This window comes from Stutzerimonas zhaodongensis (genome assembly GCF_003696365.1).
GTDB lineage: Bacteria > Pseudomonadota > Gammaproteobacteria > Pseudomonadales > Pseudomonadaceae > Stutzerimonas > Stutzerimonas zhaodongensis.
This window is the reverse complement of sequence record NZ_RFFM01000002.1, coordinates 452,648-470,955: the sequence shown is the minus strand read 5'-3', so window position 1 is coordinate 470,955 and position 18,308 is coordinate 452,648. Positions and strand designations below refer to the sequence as shown.

Here is an 18,308-nt window from a genome sequence, read left to right as displayed (position 1 = left end):
TTGGGTTTTCCTGATGGCCATTGTCGAGGGCCGGAGTGAATTCGTTTGCGCCGCTGCAGTTCAGTTTTTGAGTGTCTTCGAGCGCTTAGCGGTCTCGCTCGATCCAGTCGTAGCGTATCGCAACCCGAGACCTCAGTGTCGCGTCGATCACTGCCGCGCGGCGCTCGGCGCTGGCGCGCCAGCCATGTGGGGTCATCGCCAGCAGATCGGCACGGGCCTGTGCGCTATCCAGCTGCAGTTCGAATGTCAGCGTCTCGCTGTGGACCAGTTGCATGCCCGGCGGGATCAATGACAAGTGTTTTTCATCGTCATAGTCACGGATCTCGTCATACAGCAGGCCGCGCAGCTCCCACAGGTGCTCACGGGTCGGACCCATACGCAGCAGGCCGCCTCCGGGAGCGAGCAGGCGCCGCGCCTCACTCCAGTCCAGCGGGCTGAATACGCTAGCCAGCAAATCGCAGCTGGCGTCAGCCAAAGGCACGCGAGCCATGCTGGCTACCAGCCATTCGAGTTGTGGCGCGCGTTTGCAGGCACGCTTCACCGCCTCACGGGAAATATCCAGCGCGTAGCCATCCGCGTCCGGAAGCGCCTGAGCAACCTGAGCTGTGTAATAGCCTTCTCCACAGCCAATATCTAGCCAGCGACCCGGCGAGCGCTCGGCTGCCAGCTGTGCCAGGCGAGTCGCTAGAGGGGCGTAGTGCCCAGCATCGAGAAAGCGTCGGCGCGCCTCTACCATTGCCTGGTTGTCGCCCGGATCGCGGCTGTTCTTGTGCTGTACGGGCAGCAGGTTGAGATAGCCCTGGCGCGCTCGGTCGAAGCGGTGGTTGCTCGAGCACACCACGCCATTGTCGACACTGGTGAGGCTGCTGCGACAGATTGGGCAGATCAGCATGCGAGCAGGTTGACCAGCGTGTGATAGTAGATTTCGGTCAGGAGGTCCAGATCGCTGGCCAGGATATGTTCATCCACCTGGTGAATCGTCGCATTGACCGGGCCCAGCTCGACTACCTGGGTGCCCAGTGTCGCGATGAATCGGCCATCGGACGTGCCCCCGCTGGTGGAGGGTGTACTTTCCCGACCAGTGACGCTGCGAATGGCTTTGGCTACGCCATCCAGCAAGTCACCTGGCTCGGTGAGGAAGGGCAGGCCAGACAACGCCCAGTCGACGGTCCAGTCCAGGCCGTGCTTGTCGAGAATTGCGGCAGTGCGCTGTTGCAGCTCCTCGACGGTGGACTCAGTGGAGAACCTGAAGTTGAACACTGCCTCCAGCGTGCCGGGAATGACATTGGTCGCTCCGGTGCCGGCATTCAGGTTGGATATCTGGAAGCTGGTCGGCGGGAAGAAAGCATTGCCGTCGTCCCAGTGTTCGGCGGCCAGTTCTGCCAATGCCGGCGCAGCGAGGTGAATCGGGTTCTTGGCCAGGTGTGGGTAAGCCACGTGACCCTGCTTCCCGCGAACGGTCAGCGTGCCGCCGAGTGAGCCGCGACGGCCATTCTTGACTACGTCACCAACCAGCTTGGTGCTCGATGGCTCGCCGACGATGCACCAATCCAATCGCTGACCACGTTCACGCAGGCGCTCCACTACCGCTTTGGTGCCGTGGTGAGCCGGGCCTTCCTCATCGCTGGTAATCAGAAACGCAATCTGTCCCTTGTGGTTCGGGTGCTCGGCGGTGAAACGCTCCACCGCAACGATCATCGATGCCAGGCTACCTTTCATGTCAGCCGCGCCGCGCCCGTGGAGCATGCCTTGTTCATCGATACGCGCGGAGAACGGCGGGTTCTGCCAAGCCTGCATTGGGCCGGTGGGAACGACGTCGGTGTGGCCGGCAAAACAGAGCACCGGCCCCTCGGTTCCACGGATCGCCCAGAAGTTCTCAACCTCCTCGATACGCATCGGCTCGACAGTGAAGCCGCACGCGGCAAGCCGCTCGCCCATGAGCTGCTGACAACCCTCGTCCAGCGGCGTGACCGAAGGCCGATTGATCAGGTCGCAGGCTAGGACTAGGGTTGGGGAGAGGGCGGCAGCGGTCATCACGGCTCCAGGGCGGGCTGGGAAAGGGCGCCATATTAAAGCAAAACCTGCCTGATGCCGCGGTTCAAGCGAGCCGTAATCCACTGTCTTTGCGATCCAATCAATAGCTGTGCCAGCCGCAGGTCTGATTGCAGGCTCGGTATTGATGAGCATGAATGCCTATAATTGCCCGTCGTTCATTTTGGGTATCAGCATGACTTTGGATGATCAGCGCTTCGGCGGTATCGCACGTCTCTACGGCAAAACCGGGCTCCAGCGTCTGGCAGCGGCGCATGTTGCCGTGGTGGGCATTGGCGGAGTTGGATCCTGGGCCGCTGAGGCGCTGGCACGTAGCGGAGTCGGTGAGATCAGTCTGTTCGATCTGGACGACGTTTGTATCACCAACACCAACCGGCAGATTCATGCGCTGGAAGGTGCTGTGGGCAAAGCGAAAGTCGATGAAATGGCGGTCCGGATCAAGGCTATCAACCCGTCTTGCGTGGTGCATGCCGTGGCCGACTTCGTCACACGCGAAACCATGGCCGAGTACATCACCGAGCAGATGGACTGCGTTGTCGACTGCATTGACAGCGTGCCAGCCAAGGCGGCACTGATCGCCTGGTGCAAACGGCGCAAGATCCAGATCATCGCCACAGGCGGCGCGGGCGGGCAGGTGGACCCGACACAGATACAGGTAGCCGACCTGAACAAAACCTTCAACGACCCCTTGGCGGCGAAAGTGCGGTCGCTGCTGCGGCGTGAATACAACTTCTCAAGAACACCAGGCCGCACCTACAGCGTGCCCTGCGTATTTTCTACCGAGCAGCTGCGGTATCCCAAGCCAGACGGTGAGGTCTGTCAGAGCAAGAGTTTCGTTGGCGAGGGAGTGAAGCTGGACTGCGCTGGCGGGTTCGGTGCGTCGATGATGGTCACGGCCAGCTTCGGGCTTGTGGCCGCTGCGCGAGCCGTGGACAAACTGGTTGCCGGATCACGACGCCCGGCAGAGCGTACTCGATCCTGAGAAGACTCAGCTCGTCGATGCCAATTCGCGCATCCGCTGTAGAACCGCGTTCATCCCGTTACTGCGCGAAGGCGACAAGTGTCGCGACAGCCCAAGCTGAGTAAACCACTCGGTGACGTCAAGCTGCTGAAGCGATTGCCCTTCCAGGCCGTTCGCTCGAACCAGCAGTACGGCAAGCAATCCCCGCAGCAAGCGCGCCTCGCTGGTACCTCGAAAATGCAGACCAGTGTCGTGGCGCTCGCCGACCAGCCAGAGTTTGCTTTCACAACCTGATACGAGGTTCGCGTCGTTGCGCTCGGAATCGGCCAGCGGCTCTAGGCGATCGCCCCACAGCATCAACAGGCGGGCGCGTTGCTCCCACCCCCCGGCCTGCTGAAAGGCTTGTAATGTCTCAGCGGCCGCTTCGGTTGGCGCGCTCATCGCAACAGGTCCAGTGAATGATCGAGAGCACCGAAGAAGCGCTCAAGATCTACGCCGTCGTTATACAGGCCGAGCGATACCCGGATTGCGCCATCGATACCTAGAATTTTCATCAGGGGCTGGGCGCAGTGTGTACCGCTACGTACGGCAATGCCTTGCTCGGCGAGTAAGTGGGCCAGATCGCTATGATGAACACCTTCAACGGTGAAGCTGGCCAATGCGGTTTGTGGAGCGCACAGCAATTTGACCCCGTCACGAACCTCGAGACCGGCCAGTAGCTTCATGTGCAGAGCCTGTTCATGGCCCGTCACCGCAGCAGCATCCAGCTTCGATAGGTAATCGAGAATCGCGCCCAGCCCGATGATGCTCCCGATTGGCGGTGTGCCTGCCTCGAATCCCAGCGGTGCGGCATGGAAATCTGCATGAGTTAAATCAGCCACCCGGACCATCTCGCCGCCGAATTGCCAGTGCTTGAGCTTGAGCAGCGATTCGCCCCGTCCGTAGAGGGCGCCAACGCCTTCCGGACCATAGAGCTTGTGGCTGGACAGTACATAAAAATCGCAGGCCATCGCCTGCATGTCGTGACGTCCGTGCACCACGCCCTGTGCTCCGTCTACAACCGTAAGCGCGCCTTGTTGCTTGGCCAGCGGGAGAAGCTCGGCCAGTGGCTGCCAGGTGCCGAGCACATTGGACAGTTGGCTGACCGCCAACAGGCGAGTGCGAGGGCCGATGAGTCCCGCCGCGGCCTCCAGGTCGATCATCCCATGGGTGTCGATGGGCAACACGACGAGTCTGGCCCCGCGGCGTCGGGCCAGTTGTTGCCAGGGGAGGAGATTGGCGTGGTGCTCCAGCGCGCTGATGACGATTTCGTCCTCAGCTTCGATCAGATGTTCCAGGCCGTAAGCGAGGAGGTTCAACGCCTCGGTGGCTCCGCGAGTAAAGACAATCTCCGTCGGACTGGAAGCGTTCAGCCATCGAGCTACCTTGATCCGTGCATCCTCGAACGCACGGGTCGCACGCTCGGCCGGCAGATGCTGGGCGCGATGCACATTGGCTGTGCCGCAGGTGTAGTAACCGGTGAGCGCGTCGATCAGCGCCTGAGGCTTTTGCGAGGTGGCAGCGCTGTCGAGGTAGGTTTGCCCCTGGCTCTCGAGGATCGCCAGGGCGGGAAAGTCTGCACGCCAGGGGGATATCAGCGACATGGATTCTCCTGAAAGCAGGACAGAACGCCTGATGGAGGCACTGCAGCCAGGCCGTCTGATCGGCCTGGCTGCGTCATGCTGCGCTTAGTTATGCGCGTGCAGCGCCTCATTCAGCTCGATCGCGGACTTGTGCGTCTTGCATTCGACGGCGCCGGTCAACGAGTTGCGGCGGAACAGCAAGTCGGTCTGGCCGGCCAGTTCGCGCGCCTTGACCACCTTGACCAGCTCGCCTTGCTCATCAAGCAGGTTCACTTTGGTACCCGCGGTAATGTACAGCCCGGATTCCACGGTGTTGCGATCGCCCAGCGGAATACCGATGCCAGCGTTCGCGCCGATCAGGCAACCTTCACCGACCGATATGACGATGTTGCCACCGCCGGACAGAGTGCCCATGGTCGAGCAGCCGCCGCCCAGGTCCGAACCCTTGCCGACGAATACGCCGGCCGAGACGCGACCTTCGATCATGCCAGGGCCTTCGGTGCCAGCATTGAAGTTGATGAAGCCCTCATGCATCACCGTGGTGCCTTCGCCTACGTAGGCGCCAAGACGGATACGCGCGCTGTCAGCGATACGCACGCCCGCCGGAACCACGTAGTCGGTCATCTTTGGAAACTTGTCCACGGAGACGACTTCAAGCAGGTAGCCCTTGAGCCGTGCTTCGAGCTGGCGCTCGGCCAGTTCGGCAAGATCCACCGCACCTTGATTGGTCCAGGCAACGTTGGGCAGCAGCGGGAAGATGCCGGTCAGGTTCAGGCCATGCGGCTTGACCATGCGGTGAGAAATCAGATGCAGCTTCAGATACGCCTCTGGCGTTGAGGTCAGCTCGGCGTCGTTCGCGAGCAGGGTCACTACCAGCGGGCGCTGGCTTTCGGCGAGACGGGTCAGCAATGCATGCTGAACGGTGTCGATGGATTTGACCGCATCAGCGAGCTGCGCAGCCTGAGTAGTGGAGATCGTGATTGCCTGGTTGCCGCCTTCATATTTCAGCAGCGGGGCAATGGCCGCGACGAGTTCGCCGGCGGGCCGCAGCATGGGTTGTGCGTAGAACACTTCGAGCCAGTTGCCCTGGCGATTCTGTGTGCCGACACCAAATGCCACGCTGAAAAGAGAGTTGCTCATGAGGAATCCTTTTGTCATTCGCGCTCGTCTATACGAGCGGGGTATCAGTTCTTGGCTGCCAGTTCGGCAGCGTAGGTATCTGGCTTGAAACCGATCACTGTCTTGTCACCCAGATCGAGCACAGGTCGCTTGATCATCGACGGCTGCACCAACATCAGTTCGATGGCCGCGGCCTGGTCCAGATCGGATTTCTGCCCATCGTCTAGCTTGCGGAAGGTGGTGCCAGCACGGTTGAGTACGGTCTGCCAACCATGTTCATTGCACCAGGCTTCCAGGTGGGCGCGGTCTATGCCTGCGCTCTTGTAGTCATGAAATTCATAGTTTAGCCCCTGCTGATCCAGCCAGGTGCGGGCCTTCTTCATCGTGTCGCATGCCTTGATGCCGTATAGACATAGACCTTTGATTTGATCGGACATGACGGGCTCCAGGCTCTCCGGACAAACTGGGCCGCGGATTATGCCACGATGGGCCGCTGGATGCTGGCGGGGCAGCCGCCACCGTCTGTAGCGTTCAATCCGCTGCTGCGCCAGCTTTGCTCAGCAAGTCCACGATAGGCTTGGCAGTCGTTGGGCGTATGACCCGGCCTAGTTCCTCGCCTTGGCGCATGAGAATCAGCGTTGGCCACAGCTTGACCCGGAACGATCGGCCGAGTGGACGACCAGGGCCGTCTTCGATCTTGAGATGGCGAAGCTCTTGATCAGTCAGTACGAGGGCCAGCGGCGCCTGCGCTGCCCGGCAGTGCCCGCACCAGTCGGTGCCGAACTCCAGCAGTGTCAAGCCTTCCATCGCGTCGACCTCGGCCCGTGACGGGGCGTTGCCGGTATAGGTTTCGTTCATCTGCATGCGCTTGCTCCTCGGCTGGCTATAGAGATGGGAGTCGCCGTACGCCATGCGGTTCAGCGGAGTTGCGATGCCTTATTCGACCTTTTGCCTGCATGCCGTTGTCCACTGATCACAATCGCAAACGATGAGGACCCTCAATGGCACGCAAACATTTCGAACACTACGAGGCGATTTCTTCGGCAGTACCGGCTGACGACGCGTTCGAGGCAGTTATCGCAGTCAAGCGTCGCGACTCCGACGAAAACGCACATGTAATTAAGGTGGCCAACGGCCGCCGGTACGATCTGGCATCGGAAGCTGACGTAGCTGCCGAAGCCGCGTTGACCAAGGTGCGGGAAGTCAGTGATGACGGTGAACTGATCTGGGAAGAAAACGCTGTTTGACGGAGGTAGTCATGAACGAGTCGGAAAAGCCCAGCGTCGATGAAAACGACAAGCAGGACGAGCCCAAGGCAGATGTTCCGGAGCACATGAAGCCGGAAAATCTGGAAAAGCTGCGAGACTACGGCAAGGACATGATTCCGCCCGGTGTTGCCTGATGGACAAGCCGGGCGCCAATGGCGTCCGGCAGGTCGATTATGAGGCTTCGATGAAACGGCGGATGCGCTGAGCGGCCTCGATGCATTCGGCCAGTGGGGCGACCAATGCCATTCTTACCCGGCCAGCACCCGGGCTGAAACCATCTACTTCACGCGACAAATAAGAGCCGGGTACAACCGTGACGTGCTCTTGTGCGAAGAGCTCACGGGTGAAGCGTTGATCGTCGATTGGCGTTTTCGGCCACAGGTAAAAGCCGCCATCCGGGCGCTGTATGTCCATCACCGGGCCGAGGATATCGAGCACCGCGTCGAATTTTTCCCGGTAAAGCTGACGGTTGGCCTGTACATGCGCCTCGTCATCCCATGCGGCGATGCTCGCCAACTGAGTCTGCACAGGCATGGCGCAGCCGTGATAAGTGCGATAGAGCAGGAATGCCTTGAGGATGTCCGCATCGCCGGCCACGAATCCCGAGCGTAGGCCGGGTAGGTTGGACCGTTTGGACAAGCTGTGAAATACCACGCAGCGCTTGAAGTCAGTACGGCCGAGCGCAGCGCACGCTGACAGCAGCCCAGCGGGTGGTTGGGCTTCGTCGAAGTAGAGTTCGCTGTAGCACTCGTCGGCTGCAATAACGAAATCATGCTCGTCCGCCAATGCGATCAAGCGCTTGAGCACGTCCATGGGGACCAGCGCGCCGGTGGGGTTTCCAGGCGAGCAGAGAAAAAGGATCTGGGTGCGCTTCCAGATATCTGCCGGCACGGCGTCGAAATCAGGATTGAAGCCGTTTTCCTGCGTACATGGCAGGTAATGTGGTGTGGCGCCGGCAAGCAGCGCCGCGCCTTCATAGATCTGATAGAAGGGGTTCGGACTGAGCACCAGCGCACCGTGCTCCCGATTGACTACAGCTTGGGTGAAAGCAAAAAGTGCCTCGCGCGTGCCGTTGACGGGCAAAACATGGCGTGCCGGGTCAATATTGCCTGTGTCTACGCCAAATCGCCTTTCGCACCAGCGAGCAATGGCTTCGCGGAGCGCCGGGATTCCCAGCGTTGTTGGATAAACCGAGAGCTGAGCGAGGTTGGCGGTCAGCGCCTCGGCCACGAAGGCGGGCGAAGGGTGTTTAGGCTCGCCAATCGACAGTGAAATTGGAAGCTTCTCTGCTGGCGGCTGGGCATCGGCAAGCAGGGCGCGCAATTTCTCGAACGGGTAGGGCTGCAACAGGGACAGAGCGTTATTCATAATCGGGATCTTCGAAGCGTCGTTTGGCGCGCTGAAGCGCGCCTCGGTTAATTCACGCCGCGTGCACCGCCGTAGTAGGCGCAGCCACGCAAGGTCTGGTCGTCAAGCCGCAGTTCGGCAGTCAAGTGGCTTACTGCCCCCGTGGCACCGTCAACGCAGCGCTGGGGCGCCACCCATAGATCAAGCCGCTGGCGGTTGGCTTCGCTGCTAAAGTTGGTTTGTCCGCCGGGCAACTGCTCTTCCAGATAGGGAACCGCCAGTGGATCCTGACCTTGACGCTCAAGCAGCATGCCGCTGGTGGTGATCCGGACGCTCCAGCCTGGCTCGTGCCCAACTGCACGAAGCGTCAGTTGGTTGAAGTCGCGCACTTCACAGCCTTGACCTTCGCTCTGGAGCCGATAGACCTGGCTCAGCTGCAATTGGCTGGTGCCGTCGCTTTGTGTCTTCAGCTGCCCACGTACGTCGGCGAAAAGCGGCTCGCCGCCGGTGGCCAGCATCATGACGTCGTCCGGCAATCCAGTGGCAGCGGCGTCTAGCAATTCCACCTGCCGTTGCCCCTGACAGGTGCGCATCACCAGCGTGCCATCGTTGCGTGTAATTTCGCCTTGCAGCCGCTCGGTGGCTTGCCGAGTAGGCTCGCCGCTCCAGGGCAGCATTTGGCACCCGGCGAACAGGGGCAGCAGGGCGAACAGCAAGGTGCGAGAAGAGGTCATGAGCGGGCTCAGCATTGCGGCGGGATTACTGCGCCAGCAGGCTGGCGCAGCCGGAGTCAGTCACCTTTTACGTTCTTGCCGGCGACGGTGCCTTCTTGAAGCATGATCTGGTATTCCTTGCCATCCTTTTCGATCTGGTGAAGTCGAACCAGCAGATAGTCCCAGTCGGTAGCGAACCAGAGCATCGTCTGGCGCTTGCTCTGCGTCGGATCGCGTACACGCTCGACCTTGATGGCATCGACCTGTCCGGCTTTCGTATTGACCTTTTCTTCGCCCAACACGCGGAAGTCGTAGGTTTCGATCTCGTCGCCGTCTACCACCTGATAGCTCATGCTCTTCTCGCCCGCCGCAACGGCATGCTGAAGTGCAATCTGGTAAGTGGACTTATCCAGCAGCCCACGGTTGAGTGGCAGCTTGACGGGATCGCCACGGTCCTCACCGACCACCTGCTTGGCCGACCAGTCGAAATCATGCTTGACGGCCTTGCCCTTGCCGAGCCCGCTGCGCTTGAGGCGGTACTTCTGCGGCACCAGCGTTTCGCCCTCGACCTTGAAGGTGCTTCGTTCGCTCAAGCTGGCTACCAGCATGGAGGCTTCGAAGTCCATCTCCCAGGTATCACCCTCGAGATTCACCAGACTTCGCTGAGCAGTGCCGCTGACAGGCACCTGTTTCCAGTCTGCGGTGTAGCTGGCGGAGAAAGGCTTGAGCTCAAGGGCCTGAACCGGCAGGGCCAGTACGGCAAGAGCGAGCAGCAAGGCGCGACGCATAAAATCTCCTAGATTCTTAACAGGTAGCCAGTAGGCGGTAAAAGATCGCCATCCAGCATCGCGCCTTGCTCAGCAAGGCGCAAGCGGCCATCGGCGAACCATCGAACGGCCAAGGGGTAAATGATGTGTTCGGCAGCGTGCACGCGTTCGGTGAGCGCTCCGATTTCTTCATCGGCTCCGATCCTGAGCACTGCCTGCACGGCTACAGGTCCACCATCGAGTTCCTCGGTGACGAAATGCACGCTGCAGCCATGCTCGTGATCACCGGCTTCAAGCGCGCGGCGATGCGTGTCCAGCCCTTTGTATTTGGGCAACAGCGAGGGGTGAATATTGAGCAGTCGGCCTTGATAGTGCCGCACGAAACCAGGGGTAAGAATACGCATGAAACCGGCCAGCACAACGAGTTGCGGCTGATGGACATCGATGATTTCCATCAGGGCCGCGTCGAAACTTTCCCTGTCGGCGAAATCTCTGTGCTGCACCACGTGCGTCTCGATACCAGCGGCCTGCGCTCGTTGCAGTCCCAACGCCTCGGCACGGTTTGAGACAACGGCCCGGATACGCACCGGGTTTTCTTCGTCGAGGCTATCGATCAGGGCCTGCAGGTTACTGCCAGACCCTGATATGAGCACCACGACGTTGCAGGGTGCAGACATCAATGGCTTTTCAGGTTGTTCAGCACGACACGCTCGGCAGCGGCAGATGCAGAAGCGATCTGACCGATCACCCAGGGGCTCTCACCGGAGCCGCGCAGGTTCGCCAGCACACCTTCGACATCACTCTGCGCGACGCAGATGACCATGCCGACGCCGCAGTTCAGTACGCGGTGCATCTCGTGCTCCTCGACGTTGCCCTGCTGCTGTAGCCAGTCGAAAACAGCGGGACGTTGCCAGCTAGCAACGTCGATGACCGCCTGGCTACCTTCGGGGAGCACGCGCGGGATGTTGTCCAGCAGGCCACCCCCCGTGATGTGGGCCATGGCCTTCACCGCGCCGGTGTCCTTGATCAGTTTTAGCAGCGGCTTTACATAAATACGGGTTGGGGCCATCAACAGTTCGGTGAGGGATTTACCCTCGACTTGGCTCGATTTGATATCGGCGCCTGCGACCTCAATGATCTTGCGGATCAGCGAATAGCCATTGGAGTGTGGCCCGGACGAGGGCAGGGCGATCAGCGCATCGCCGGCCGATACTTTCGAACCATCGATGATTTCGCTCTTTTCCACTACGCCGACGCAGAATCCAGCCAGATCGTAGTCTTCGCCCTCATACATTCCAGGCATTTCTGCCGTTTCACCGCCAACCAGCGAGCAACCCGCCAGCTCACAGCCCGCGCCGATTCCAGTGACCACGGTCGCTGCTATATCGATGTTGAGTTTGCCGGTCGCATAGTAGTCGAGGAAAAACAACGGTTCAGCACCGCAGACCACCAGGTCGTTGACGCACATCGCGACCAGGTCTTGGCCGATGCTGTCGTGCTTGTTCAGGTTCAGTGCCAGGCGCAGCTTGGTGCCCACGCCATCGGTGCCGGAGACCAGTACCGGCTGCTTGTAACCGGCCGGGATTTCGCAGAGCGCGCCGAAGCCGCCCAGTCCGCCCATGACTTCAGGACGCGCGGTGCGCTTGGCCACGCCCTTGATGCGTTCGACCAGCGCTTCACCTGCGTCGATGTCGACGCCGGCGTCCTTGTAGCTGATGGAGGGTTGCTTGCTCATAATCCGGACCTGTGAGGAGAGTGCGGGGCGACCGGTGGGGACAAGGTTGTTGTCTCGATGCGGCGAGGGCGTCGGACCGGTCTGCGGAAAGCGCGCGATTTTATCAGGCTTGCCGCATAGCGACCATCCCGTGCGCCAAGCAGTAGTATGGGGAATCGATACCATTGTTTCTCCGCCACTTAGCCCGCAGCGCGCCAGCTCAGTGGTTGCCCCGCTTTGGGCGCCTGTTTAAGGTATAACGATTGACCCACCTAGCCGTACTTGGTCGTCGCCACACGACTGACAGGCTCCCGATGACTGGCCAGCCAGCGAGTATCCGCATGCGCTTCATTCCCCGTCTTATCGCCCTGTGCTGCGCGGTCGTGTCCGCCCACGGCATAGCAGCGCCTCTCAGCGATCTCTATAAAGTGCGTGAGCCCGTGGCCAGCCAGCAGCCCGAAGAGCGGGAAGAGGCGATGCGCAAGGCGCTCGATACTCTGGTGCTGCGTCTCACCGGTGAGCCTCTGTCGAGCGACAAGGCAGTCGCGCAGCTGCGTGAGGATCCGCAGCAGCTCGTCAGTCGTTATGCGTACGAAGGTAACGCGGTGATTGTGAGCTTCGATCCGACGACAACCGAGCGTGCACTGCGCACCGCTGGACTGTCACTTTGGGGCGCCGACCGGCCGAGCATTCTGACCTGGTGGCTGACGGAGTCGGCGGAAGGCTCGCAGCTTGTGGGCGATGCTCAAGAAAGTGCCGCGGCACTGCAGGCGGCGGCACAGCACCGAGGCTTACCAATGCGTTTACCGCTTGCAGATCTAAGTGAGCAGCTCGCCGCGACTGCCGATGCTGTCAGCTCTAAAGATCCGCAAGGGCTACGCGAGATTTCCGATCGTTACGATGCCGATGGGTTGCTGGCGGTGCTTGCCAAACAGTCGGACGAAAACTGGGAAGCCAGCTGGCGCCTCTGGCTGGGTGACAAGCAGTCCCAAGGCAAAGCCAGTGGCGAAAGCCGCGCTGCTGTTGCCGATAAGGTGATGCTGGCCGTCAGCACATTCCTGGCGCCGCAGTACCGGGTGGCGCCAGGCGCGACGTCAGAGATCACGCTTGAAGTATTGGGCGCAGATGTATCACGTTTTGCCGAGCTCGATCGTCTGCTCGAACCGTTCGCAGCTCAGTTGCAGCGTGTCGAAAGTGACCGGCTGGTGTATCGCCTGCGTGCCAGCCAGGAGCAACTCAGGGCTCAACTCGCGCTAGCGCGCTTGCAGGAAGTACCAGCCGATGAGATCGACACTCAGTCGATTGGCGCCGATGAGTCAGAAGCTGCGGCCCAGGCAGATAACGAAGTAGTCGCGACTGATGAGTCTGATTCTCAATCGGTCGGCGGTCAGACCGATTCTGGTCAGTCGACCGGGGCGCAGATGCGTCAGTCCCAGCCGGCCGAGCAGGGAGAAGTGCTGCGCTACCGTTGGTAAGGCTGCGTATTGCCAAAGCTGTCGCAAACTGAGCGGCGCCAGAATCTCTGCCGCTCACATGCCCTGATATTTTCGCCTGCAGTGGCCGTATGGCTCGAATCAACTGGAGCAAGGCGTCTTGAACACGACCATTTCTCATACCAACCGCTGGGTTTGGCTGGCGGCATTGCTGCTGCTTGGCTGGCTGATCTATCAGCTCTCGCCGATTCTTGCGCCCTTTCTTGTAGGGATCCTGCTCGCCTATCTAGGAGATCCCTTGGTGGACCGCCTGGAGCGGTGCGGGATGTCTCGTACCTGGGGGGTGGTCGTGGTGTTCGCCCTGTTCAGTCTGGTGTGCCTGCTGCTGCTGCTCGTACTCGTGCCAATGTTGGGTAAACAGCTGATGCACCTGTACCAACTGGCGCCCCTTGGACTCGACTGGCTACAGATAACCGCGCTGCCCTGGGTTCAGGTGCGTCTCGGGCTGGAGGATGAGTTCTGGCGTTTCGATCAGATCAAGAGTGCGTTTTCCGCCAACCTTGGCAGCACCAAGGACGTCGTTGCGGTGATTCTCAGCCAGGCCACCGCGTCGAGCATTGCGTTGCTGGCATGGTTGGCCAACCTCTTGCTGGTCCCTGTCGTCTGCTTCTATTTGTTGCGAGACTGGGATTTGATCATGGCTAAGCTGCGGGCTTTGTTGCCGCGCCGTCGAGAAGAAACCGTCATGGCACTGATGCGCGAGTGTCACGAGGTGATCGGAGCTTTTCTTCGCGGCCAGCTGTTGGTAATGCTGGCGCTGGCCATCGTCTATTCGGCCGGGCTGATGCTACTGGGCGTTGAGTTGGGGCTGTTGATCGGTGTTCTCGCAGGTCTCGCGAGTATCGTGCCGTACATGGGGTTCGTTGTAGGAATAGGCGCGGCAGTGATCGCCGTGCTGTTTCAATTCGGACTGCAGCCTTTCCCGTTGCTCGGAGTCGCCGCTGTGTTCACGGTGGGACAGATGCTGGAAGGCATGCTGCTCACGCCCTTGCTGGTTGGTGATCGGATTGGCCTGCATCCCGTGGCGGTGATATTTGCGGTTCTGGCTGGCGGGCAACTGTTCGGGTTCACAGGTGTGTTGCTGGCATTGCCAGTGGCGGCCGTAATCATGGTTCTACTGCGCCATGTTCATGATCTCTATAAACTCTCTGACCTTTACGCAGAGCCCCCGGTAGATCCTACTCGCCAACCATGAAGCCCATTCAGCTCCCACTCGGTATTCGCCTTCGCGACGATGCCACGTTTGCCAACTTCTACCCAGGCGCCAATGCCGCGGCATTGGGGTACGTAGAGCGTGTCTGCTCGCCTGAGGCCGGTTGGTCCGATGAGTTGATCTACCTATGGGGCAGCACCGGCGTCGGGCGGAGCCATCTGCTGCAGGCTGCCTGCTTGCGAGTCGAGCAGCGTGGCGAGTTGGCGGTGTACCTGCCGTTGGCCGAGGTGGCCGAGTATGGGCCGGCGCTGTTGGACAACCTGGAGCAGAGCGAACTGGTTTGCCTGGATGACCTGGATGCCGTGGCGGGTGACCCGGTATGGGAAGAGGCGCTGTTTCACTTGTTCAATCGACTACGTGACAGTGGTCGGCGCTTGCTGCTCGCTGCCGACGCCTCGCCTCGTGAGATTGCCGTGCAGTTGGCGGATCTCAAATCCCGATTGAGTCTTTCGCTGGTGTTTCAGCTACAGGAACTATCCGACGAGGACAAGCTGCGTGCGCTGCAGCTAAGGGCCTCTCGCCGCGGCTTGAACCTGCCTGATGATGTTGGTCGCTTCATCCTGACCCGCGGCGCCCGTAGCATGAGCGCATTGTTCGAACTGCTTGATCGTCTGGATCAGGCATCGTTGCAAGCTCAGCGCAAGCTGACGATCCCGTTCCTCAAGGAAACGCTCGGCTGGTAGGCGGGCCTGGGGGCTGTTGGCTGCTTTTTACCTTCGTTTCTCTCCGAGGTGTGAGCAGCCAACCGGACAGCGAGCGGCTGGGTCGCCTGCCTCAGCCAAGCCAAGCCAATCGCCCAATGCGTTCAACGTCTTCTAGCTTTCCCCGCCGGCTTTGCGTTCGTACTGATACGACCAACGTGTGTAGAGCAGGGCGCTGATGAACAGGGTCAAGCTGATCATCGCCTCCAGCCAGCCGTAAACCATCCGCGCAGGATCTATTGCAGCTAATACGCCCTGGATGAAGTACAGATTGACAATGAAGCAGGTCCAGGCGTGAGCCCGGGGGCTGCCAGAAATCATGCCTGGGGCGACCAGCAGCAGCGGGATCAGCTGGATTCCAATCACGACCCAGATGCGTGCGCCATGCAGATCGGCGAATGCCAGATTCCAAACGAGCAACAACGCCCCTAGGGAAATGAAGCTGGCCAAGCTGATAGCGCGGCTGGTTTTTACCCGCGGCGTCAGCCAGTCGAGCGACGGAAGGGGCTTGGGCGTTCTAGCCACGTGAATTCTCCAGGCGCTTGGCGGTTAGCGCGAGGCGTTGGCCCAACGCGCGACAGAGGCTTATTTCATGCTCGTCCAGCTGGCGCTTACCGTCAGCTCCGGCGTGGTGGCTAGGACCATAGGGTGTGCCGCCACCACGGGTCTCGAGCAGGGCGTTTTCGCTGTAGGGCAGGCCCAGCACCAGCATTCCGTGATGCAGAAGTGGAAGGAGCATGGATAACAGGGTGGATTCCTGGCCGCCGTGCAGGCTCGAAGTCGAGGTGAAAACCCCGGCCGGTTTGCCAACCAGCTCACCCGTTAGCCACAGCCCGCTGGTGCCATCAAGGAAATACTTCAGCGAAGCCGCCATGTTGCCAAAGCGAGTTGGGCTACCTAGCGCCAACGCCGAACAGTTCTTCAGGTCGTCGAGGGTGGCGTAGATCGCCCCTCGCTCAGGGATTGCAGGCGTTACCGCTTCACAGTCGGCGGAAACCGAGGGCACTGTGCGCAGGCGCGCTTCGAGACCGGCCTGCTCCACTCCGCGCGCTATCTGACGCGCCATGTCCGCGGTGGCGCCGTGGCGGCTGTAATAAAGCACCAGGACGTAGGGTGCGCTCATGGCAGGACCTCCAGTACTTTCTCGGGTGGGCGGCCGATCACGGCAGCATCACCGGCAATCAGAATCGGTCGTTCGATCAATTTGGGGTGGTTCGCCATGGCCTCGATGATGTCGGCGTCTGTGAGCATTGGATTGGCGAGTCCGAGCGTCTTGTATTCATCTTCGCCGGTGCGTAGCAGCTGCCGCGGATCGATGCCAAGCCTGGCGACGATTCGCTCCAGTTCGGTCACTGAGGGTGGTGTTTCAAGATAGCGGACAATCTTCGGGGCCAGGCCGCGCTGTTCGAGCAGTTCAAGTGCGCCTCGTGATTTAGAGCAGCGTGGGTTGTGATAGAGCGTCAGTTCGGTCATCAGAGTTACTTCGCGCCAATGTTGTCGGCCATTCTACCCTTCTATGCGGCACGGCCTGAAACGCTGCTCGCAGACGACTGTCTGCCAAGGTAGGCTTTCGTTTGTCATAAGCCTGCGACGTAGGTCTTCGACAATCGCGATGCCACCGAGGGGATGGAATGCAGCAGCGGATCAAGGATTTTGTAGAGTTCGGTCGTTTTCTGGTGCAACGATTCCTGGCGGACCGTGGCCCACACAGCGCCGCCGCCTTGACCTACACCACGCTGTTCGCCGTGGTGCCAATGATGACCGTAACCTTCGCCATGTTGTCCGCGATCCCAGCATTCCAGGGGATCGGCGAGCAAATCCAGATGTACATTTTCAGTAATTTCATTCCCTCCACTGGCGCAACGATTCAGGAATATCTGGTCGCCTTCACCGATCAGGCGCGTCAGCTGACCTGGTTCGGTGTGGGGTTTCTGATGGCCACGGCGCTGATGATGCTGCTCACCATTGAAAAGGCATTCAATGTCATCTGGCGGGTGCGACAACCGCGACGGGGCATTTCCAGCTTTCTGCTGTATTGGGCCATTCTCAGTCTTGGGCCGTTATTGCTTGGTGCAGGCTTCGCCATGAGCACTTACATCACCTCCTTGTCGCTGATTTCTGGCCCACATGCGGTGATTGGCGCCCGCACTATTCTCAAGGGGATGCCGCTTGTGCTCAGCGTCGCGGCTTTCACCCTGATCTATGCGGCCGTGCCGAACACACGCGTACCGCTACGCCATGCCGTGGTCGGGGGTGTATTTACTGCCGTGTTATTCGAGGCGGCCAAGCAGCTGTTCGGTCTATACGTCAGCTATTTTCCCAGCTACCAGTTGATCTATGGTGCGTTCGCGGCGGTGCCATTGTTCCTGCTCTGGGTGTACCTCTCCTGGATGATCGTCCTCTTTGGTGCGGAGCTGGTGTGCGGCATGTCGTCGTCACAGCAGTGGCGAAGACGTTCAGTGCCGAGGCTGCTTGTCATGCTGGGCCTGTTGAGGGTGTTGTTCGAAAGCCAGCAGGCCGGGCGCGAAGTACGCTTACGTGACGCTCACCGCAGCGGCTGGCAGCTTCCTGAGGACGAGTGGGACGAGATTCTCGAGTTTTTCGAACGCGAGCAGCTGGTTTGCAGGACGGGCTCGTCAGGTTGGGTCTTATGCCGCGACCTCAACCATTACAGCTTCGATCAGTTGATGCGCTGCAATCCCTGGCCGCTCTCGGGCAGGCAGGGGTTGCCTGAGCACCTGGACGAGCCCTGGTATCCCACGCTGCGACAGTCCCTCGAATTGCTTCGCAAAGAGCAGTCCAGCCTGTTTGGCGGCAGTGTCGCCGATTGGCTGCAGGCGCGGCGGGATTGATGATGCCCAGCAATGCAAGGATAGAGATGATGAATCGACCTTTAAGACTTCTTGGTCTTCTGGCAACTGTGATGTTTGCTGGCTGTGCAGAGGATTGGGGGCCTGATCAGCACGGCGCTGATGTCACTGCTCAACAACTGAATGATCAATGGTTGCTGATCAATTACTGGGCTGAATGGTGTGGGCCCTGCCGCGCCGAGATACCGGAGCTCAATGCGCTGGATAAATCCAGAGATGACATCACCGTCCTCGGCGTCAATTTCGATGGCCTGCAGGGTAAGGAGTTGTCGGAGGCGGCAAACGCGCTGAACATCGATTTCAGAGTACTGAGTGTCGACCCTGCCGAGCGGCTTGAGCTACCACGCAGTGAGGTGCTGCCAGTGACCTATATCGTGGACGCTGATGGCAAGGTGCGTGACAGCCTGGTCGGCGAACAGACGGCGGAGGGGCTGCTCGCTCGCCTGGAGAAGCTGCAACAGAAGTGAA

23 protein-coding genes are annotated in these 18,308 nt (G+C 60.2%); 8 read left to right on the top strand and 15 right to left on the bottom strand.

Annotation, left to right across the window (positions count from 1 at the left end):
- Positions 1 to 85: 85 nt before the first annotated feature.
- Positions 86 to 892 (bottom strand): putative RNA methyltransferase, encoded by an 807-nt coding sequence (locus tag EA797_RS10550; protein WP_122165157.1) that lies wholly within the window; start codon positions 890 to 892, stop codon positions 86 to 88.
- Positions 886 to 2,034, bottom strand: coding sequence for a succinyl-diaminopimelate desuccinylase (gene dapE, locus EA797_RS10545; RefSeq protein ID WP_122165156.1), 1,149 nt, complete (start codon positions 2,032 to 2,034; stop codon positions 886 to 888). Before dapE ends, EA797_RS10550 begins: the two co-directional genes overlap by 7 nt.
- 193 nt (positions 2,035 to 2,227) lie before the next feature.
- On the opposite strand from dapE, the gene tcdA reads away from it, so the two are divergent.
- Positions 2,228 to 3,034 (top strand): tRNA cyclic N6-threonylcarbamoyladenosine(37) synthase TcdA, encoded by an 807-nt coding sequence (tcdA, locus tag EA797_RS10540; protein WP_122166236.1) that lies wholly within the window; start codon positions 2,228 to 2,230, stop codon positions 3,032 to 3,034.
- Positions 3,035 to 3,040: 6 nt separating this feature from the next.
- Here tcdA and EA797_RS10535 read toward each other — a convergent pair whose 3' ends face one another.
- From EA797_RS10535 to EA797_RS10515, 5 genes are all read right to left on the bottom strand, one after another.
- The gene (locus EA797_RS10535) at positions 3,041 to 3,454 is read right to left on the bottom strand and encodes a SufE family protein (protein WP_122165155.1); all 414 of its coding nucleotides are present in this window, start codon (positions 3,452 to 3,454) and stop codon (positions 3,041 to 3,043) included.
- Entirely contained in the window at positions 3,451 to 4,656 is a 1,206-nt protein-coding gene (locus tag EA797_RS10530; RefSeq protein WP_122165154.1) for an aminotransferase class V-fold PLP-dependent enzyme, read from the bottom strand. Before EA797_RS10530 ends, EA797_RS10535 begins: the two co-directional genes overlap by 4 nt.
- Positions 4,657 to 4,740: 84 nt before the next feature.
- On the bottom strand, positions 4,741 to 5,775 hold the full coding sequence (gene dapD / locus EA797_RS10525) for a 2,3,4,5-tetrahydropyridine-2,6-dicarboxylate N-succinyltransferase (protein ID WP_122165153.1): 1,035 nt from the start codon (positions 5,773 to 5,775) through the stop codon (positions 4,741 to 4,743).
- Between the two features lie 44 nt (positions 5,776 to 5,819).
- A complete protein-coding gene (locus EA797_RS10520; RefSeq protein WP_122165152.1) occupies positions 5,820 to 6,191 on the bottom strand; it encodes an ArsC family reductase in 372 nt (123 codons plus the stop codon).
- Positions 6,192 to 6,285: 94 nt separating this feature from the next.
- Positions 6,286 to 6,618: a thioredoxin family protein gene (locus EA797_RS10515; protein ID WP_122165151.1), complete on the bottom strand. Its 333-nt coding sequence runs from the start codon at positions 6,616 to 6,618 to the stop codon at positions 6,286 to 6,288.
- A gap of 137 nt (positions 6,619 to 6,755) precedes the next feature.
- Between EA797_RS10515 and EA797_RS10510 the strand changes: the two genes are divergently transcribed.
- Positions 6,756 to 7,001: a hypothetical protein gene (locus tag EA797_RS10510; protein WP_122165150.1), complete on the top strand. Its 246-nt coding sequence runs from the start codon at positions 6,756 to 6,758 to the stop codon at positions 6,999 to 7,001.
- An 11-nt stretch (positions 7,002 to 7,012) separates the two neighbouring features.
- Complete coding sequence (locus EA797_RS21820) at positions 7,013 to 7,156, top strand: hypothetical protein (protein WP_167468802.1); 144 nt, start codon at positions 7,013 to 7,015, stop codon at positions 7,154 to 7,156.
- A gap of 37 nt (positions 7,157 to 7,193) precedes the next feature.
- Here EA797_RS21820 and dapC read toward each other — a convergent pair whose 3' ends face one another.
- From dapC to purM, 5 genes are read right to left on the bottom strand one after another with little or no spacing between them, the layout of a single operon-like run.
- Positions 7,194 to 8,390: a succinyldiaminopimelate transaminase gene (dapC, locus tag EA797_RS10505; RefSeq protein WP_122165149.1), complete on the bottom strand. Its 1,197-nt coding sequence runs from the start codon at positions 8,388 to 8,390 to the stop codon at positions 7,194 to 7,196.
- A gap of 47 nt (positions 8,391 to 8,437) precedes the next feature.
- Positions 8,438 to 9,103, bottom strand: a complete 666-nt coding sequence (locus EA797_RS10500) for a COG3650 family protein (RefSeq protein WP_122165148.1) — start codon at positions 9,101 to 9,103, stop codon at positions 8,438 to 8,440.
- A gap of 56 nt (positions 9,104 to 9,159) precedes the next feature.
- On the bottom strand, positions 9,160 to 9,870 hold the full coding sequence (locus EA797_RS10495) for a DUF3108 domain-containing protein (RefSeq protein ID WP_122165147.1): 711 nt from the start codon (positions 9,868 to 9,870) through the stop codon (positions 9,160 to 9,162).
- Between the two features lie 8 nt (positions 9,871 to 9,878).
- Positions 9,879 to 10,526 (bottom strand): phosphoribosylglycinamide formyltransferase, encoded by a 648-nt coding sequence (gene purN, locus EA797_RS10490; RefSeq protein ID WP_122165146.1) that lies wholly within the window; start codon positions 10,524 to 10,526, stop codon positions 9,879 to 9,881.
- A complete protein-coding gene (gene purM, locus EA797_RS10485; protein WP_208644447.1) occupies positions 10,526 to 11,587 on the bottom strand; it encodes a phosphoribosylformylglycinamidine cyclo-ligase in 1,062 nt (353 codons plus the stop codon). Before purM ends, purN begins: the two co-directional genes overlap by 1 nt.
- Positions 11,588 to 11,904: 317 nt before the next feature.
- Here purM and EA797_RS10480 point away from each other — a divergent pair, with 317 nt between their 5' ends.
- The 3 genes from EA797_RS10480 to hda all read left to right on the top strand — a co-directional run bounded on the left by EA797_RS10480 (position 11,905) and on the right by hda (position 14,952).
- Complete coding sequence (locus EA797_RS10480) at positions 11,905 to 13,038, top strand: DUF2066 domain-containing protein (protein WP_122165144.1); 1,134 nt, start codon at positions 11,905 to 11,907, stop codon at positions 13,036 to 13,038.
- A gap of 130 nt (positions 13,039 to 13,168) precedes the next feature.
- The gene (locus EA797_RS10475) at positions 13,169 to 14,251 is read left to right on the top strand and encodes an AI-2E family transporter (protein WP_122166234.1); all 1,083 of its coding nucleotides are present in this window, start codon (positions 13,169 to 13,171) and stop codon (positions 14,249 to 14,251) included.
- Positions 14,248 to 14,952, top strand: a complete 705-nt coding sequence (gene hda, locus EA797_RS10470) for a DnaA regulatory inactivator Hda (protein ID WP_122165143.1) — start codon at positions 14,248 to 14,250, stop codon at positions 14,950 to 14,952. Before EA797_RS10475 ends, hda begins: the two co-directional genes overlap by 4 nt.
- 132 nt (positions 14,953 to 15,084) lie before the next feature.
- On the opposite strand, the gene EA797_RS10465 is transcribed toward hda, so the two are convergent.
- From EA797_RS10465 to arsC, 3 genes are read right to left on the bottom strand one after another with little or no spacing between them, the layout of a single operon-like run.
- Positions 15,085 to 15,495: a DUF2069 domain-containing protein gene (locus EA797_RS10465; RefSeq protein ID WP_122165142.1), complete on the bottom strand. Its 411-nt coding sequence runs from the start codon at positions 15,493 to 15,495 to the stop codon at positions 15,085 to 15,087.
- The gene (gene wrbA, locus EA797_RS10460; RefSeq protein WP_122165141.1) at positions 15,488 to 16,093 is read right to left on the bottom strand and encodes an NAD(P)H:quinone oxidoreductase; all 606 of its coding nucleotides are present in this window, start codon (positions 16,091 to 16,093) and stop codon (positions 15,488 to 15,490) included. Before wrbA ends, EA797_RS10465 begins: the two co-directional genes overlap by 8 nt.
- A complete protein-coding gene (gene arsC / locus EA797_RS10455) occupies positions 16,090 to 16,443 on the bottom strand; it encodes an arsenate reductase (glutaredoxin) (RefSeq protein ID WP_122165140.1) in 354 nt (117 codons plus the stop codon). The genes wrbA and arsC overlap by 4 nt, the downstream gene beginning before the upstream one ends.
- A 158-nt stretch (positions 16,444 to 16,601) precedes the next feature.
- Between arsC and EA797_RS10450 the strand changes: the two genes are divergently transcribed.
- Positions 16,602 to 17,822, top strand: a complete 1,221-nt coding sequence (locus EA797_RS10450; RefSeq protein ID WP_122165139.1) for a virulence factor BrkB family protein — start codon at positions 16,602 to 16,604, stop codon at positions 17,820 to 17,822.
- Positions 17,823 to 17,851: 29 nt separating this feature from the next.
- The gene (locus EA797_RS10445) at positions 17,852 to 18,307 is read left to right on the top strand and encodes a TlpA family protein disulfide reductase (RefSeq protein ID WP_122165138.1); all 456 of its coding nucleotides are present in this window, start codon (positions 17,852 to 17,854) and stop codon (positions 18,305 to 18,307) included.
- Position 18,308: the final 1 nt, after the last annotated feature.

Coding starts and splice junctions, on each gene's coding strand:
- EA797_RS10495 (WP_122165147.1), bottom strand. CDS start 9,870: ATGCGTCGCGCCTTGCTGCTCGCTCTTGCCGTACTGGCCCTGCCGGTT.
- EA797_RS10530 (WP_122165154.1), bottom strand. CDS start 4,656: ATGTCGCTGATATCCCCCTGGCGTGCAGACTTTCCCGCCCTGGCGATC.
- arsC (WP_122165140.1), bottom strand. CDS start 16,443: ATGACCGAACTGACGCTCTATCACAACCCACGCTGCTCTAAATCACGA.
- EA797_RS10515 (WP_122165151.1), bottom strand. CDS start 6,618: ATGCAGATGAACGAAACCTATACCGGCAACGCCCCGTCACGGGCCGAG.
- EA797_RS21820 (WP_167468802.1), top strand. CDS start 7,013: ATGAACGAGTCGGAAAAGCCCAGCGTCGATGAAAACGACAAGCAGGAC.
- EA797_RS10550 (WP_122165157.1), bottom strand. CDS start 892: ATGCTGATCTGCCCAATCTGTCGCAGCAGCCTCACCAGTGTCGACAAT.
- EA797_RS10510 (WP_122165150.1), top strand. CDS start 6,756: ATGGCACGCAAACATTTCGAACACTACGAGGCGATTTCTTCGGCAGTA.
- EA797_RS10445 (WP_122165138.1), top strand. CDS start 17,852: ATGAATCGACCTTTAAGACTTCTTGGTCTTCTGGCAACTGTGATGTTT.
- EA797_RS10450 (WP_122165139.1), top strand. CDS start 16,602: ATGCAGCAGCGGATCAAGGATTTTGTAGAGTTCGGTCGTTTTCTGGTG.
- EA797_RS10480 (WP_122165144.1), top strand. CDS start 11,905: ATGCGCTTCATTCCCCGTCTTATCGCCCTGTGCTGCGCGGTCGTGTCC.
- hda (WP_122165143.1), top strand. CDS start 14,248: ATGAAGCCCATTCAGCTCCCACTCGGTATTCGCCTTCGCGACGATGCC.
- purN (WP_122165146.1), bottom strand. CDS start 10,526: ATGTCTGCACCCTGCAACGTCGTGGTGCTCATATCAGGGTCTGGCAGT.
- wrbA (WP_122165141.1), bottom strand. CDS start 16,093: ATGAGCGCACCCTACGTCCTGGTGCTTTATTACAGCCGCCACGGCGCC.
- dapD (WP_122165153.1), bottom strand. CDS start 5,775: ATGAGCAACTCTCTTTTCAGCGTGGCATTTGGTGTCGGCACACAGAAT.
- tcdA (WP_122166236.1), top strand. CDS start 2,228: ATGACTTTGGATGATCAGCGCTTCGGCGGTATCGCACGTCTCTACGGC.
- EA797_RS10535 (WP_122165155.1), bottom strand. CDS start 3,454: ATGAGCGCGCCAACCGAAGCGGCCGCTGAGACATTACAAGCCTTTCAG.
- EA797_RS10520 (WP_122165152.1), bottom strand. CDS start 6,191: ATGTCCGATCAAATCAAAGGTCTATGTCTATACGGCATCAAGGCATGC.
- EA797_RS10500 (WP_122165148.1), bottom strand. CDS start 9,103: ATGACCTCTTCTCGCACCTTGCTGTTCGCCCTGCTGCCCCTGTTCGCC.
- dapE (WP_122165156.1), bottom strand. CDS start 2,034: ATGACCGCTGCCGCCCTCTCCCCAACCCTAGTCCTAGCCTGCGACCTG.
- dapC (WP_122165149.1), bottom strand. CDS start 8,390: ATGAATAACGCTCTGTCCCTGTTGCAGCCCTACCCGTTCGAGAAATTG.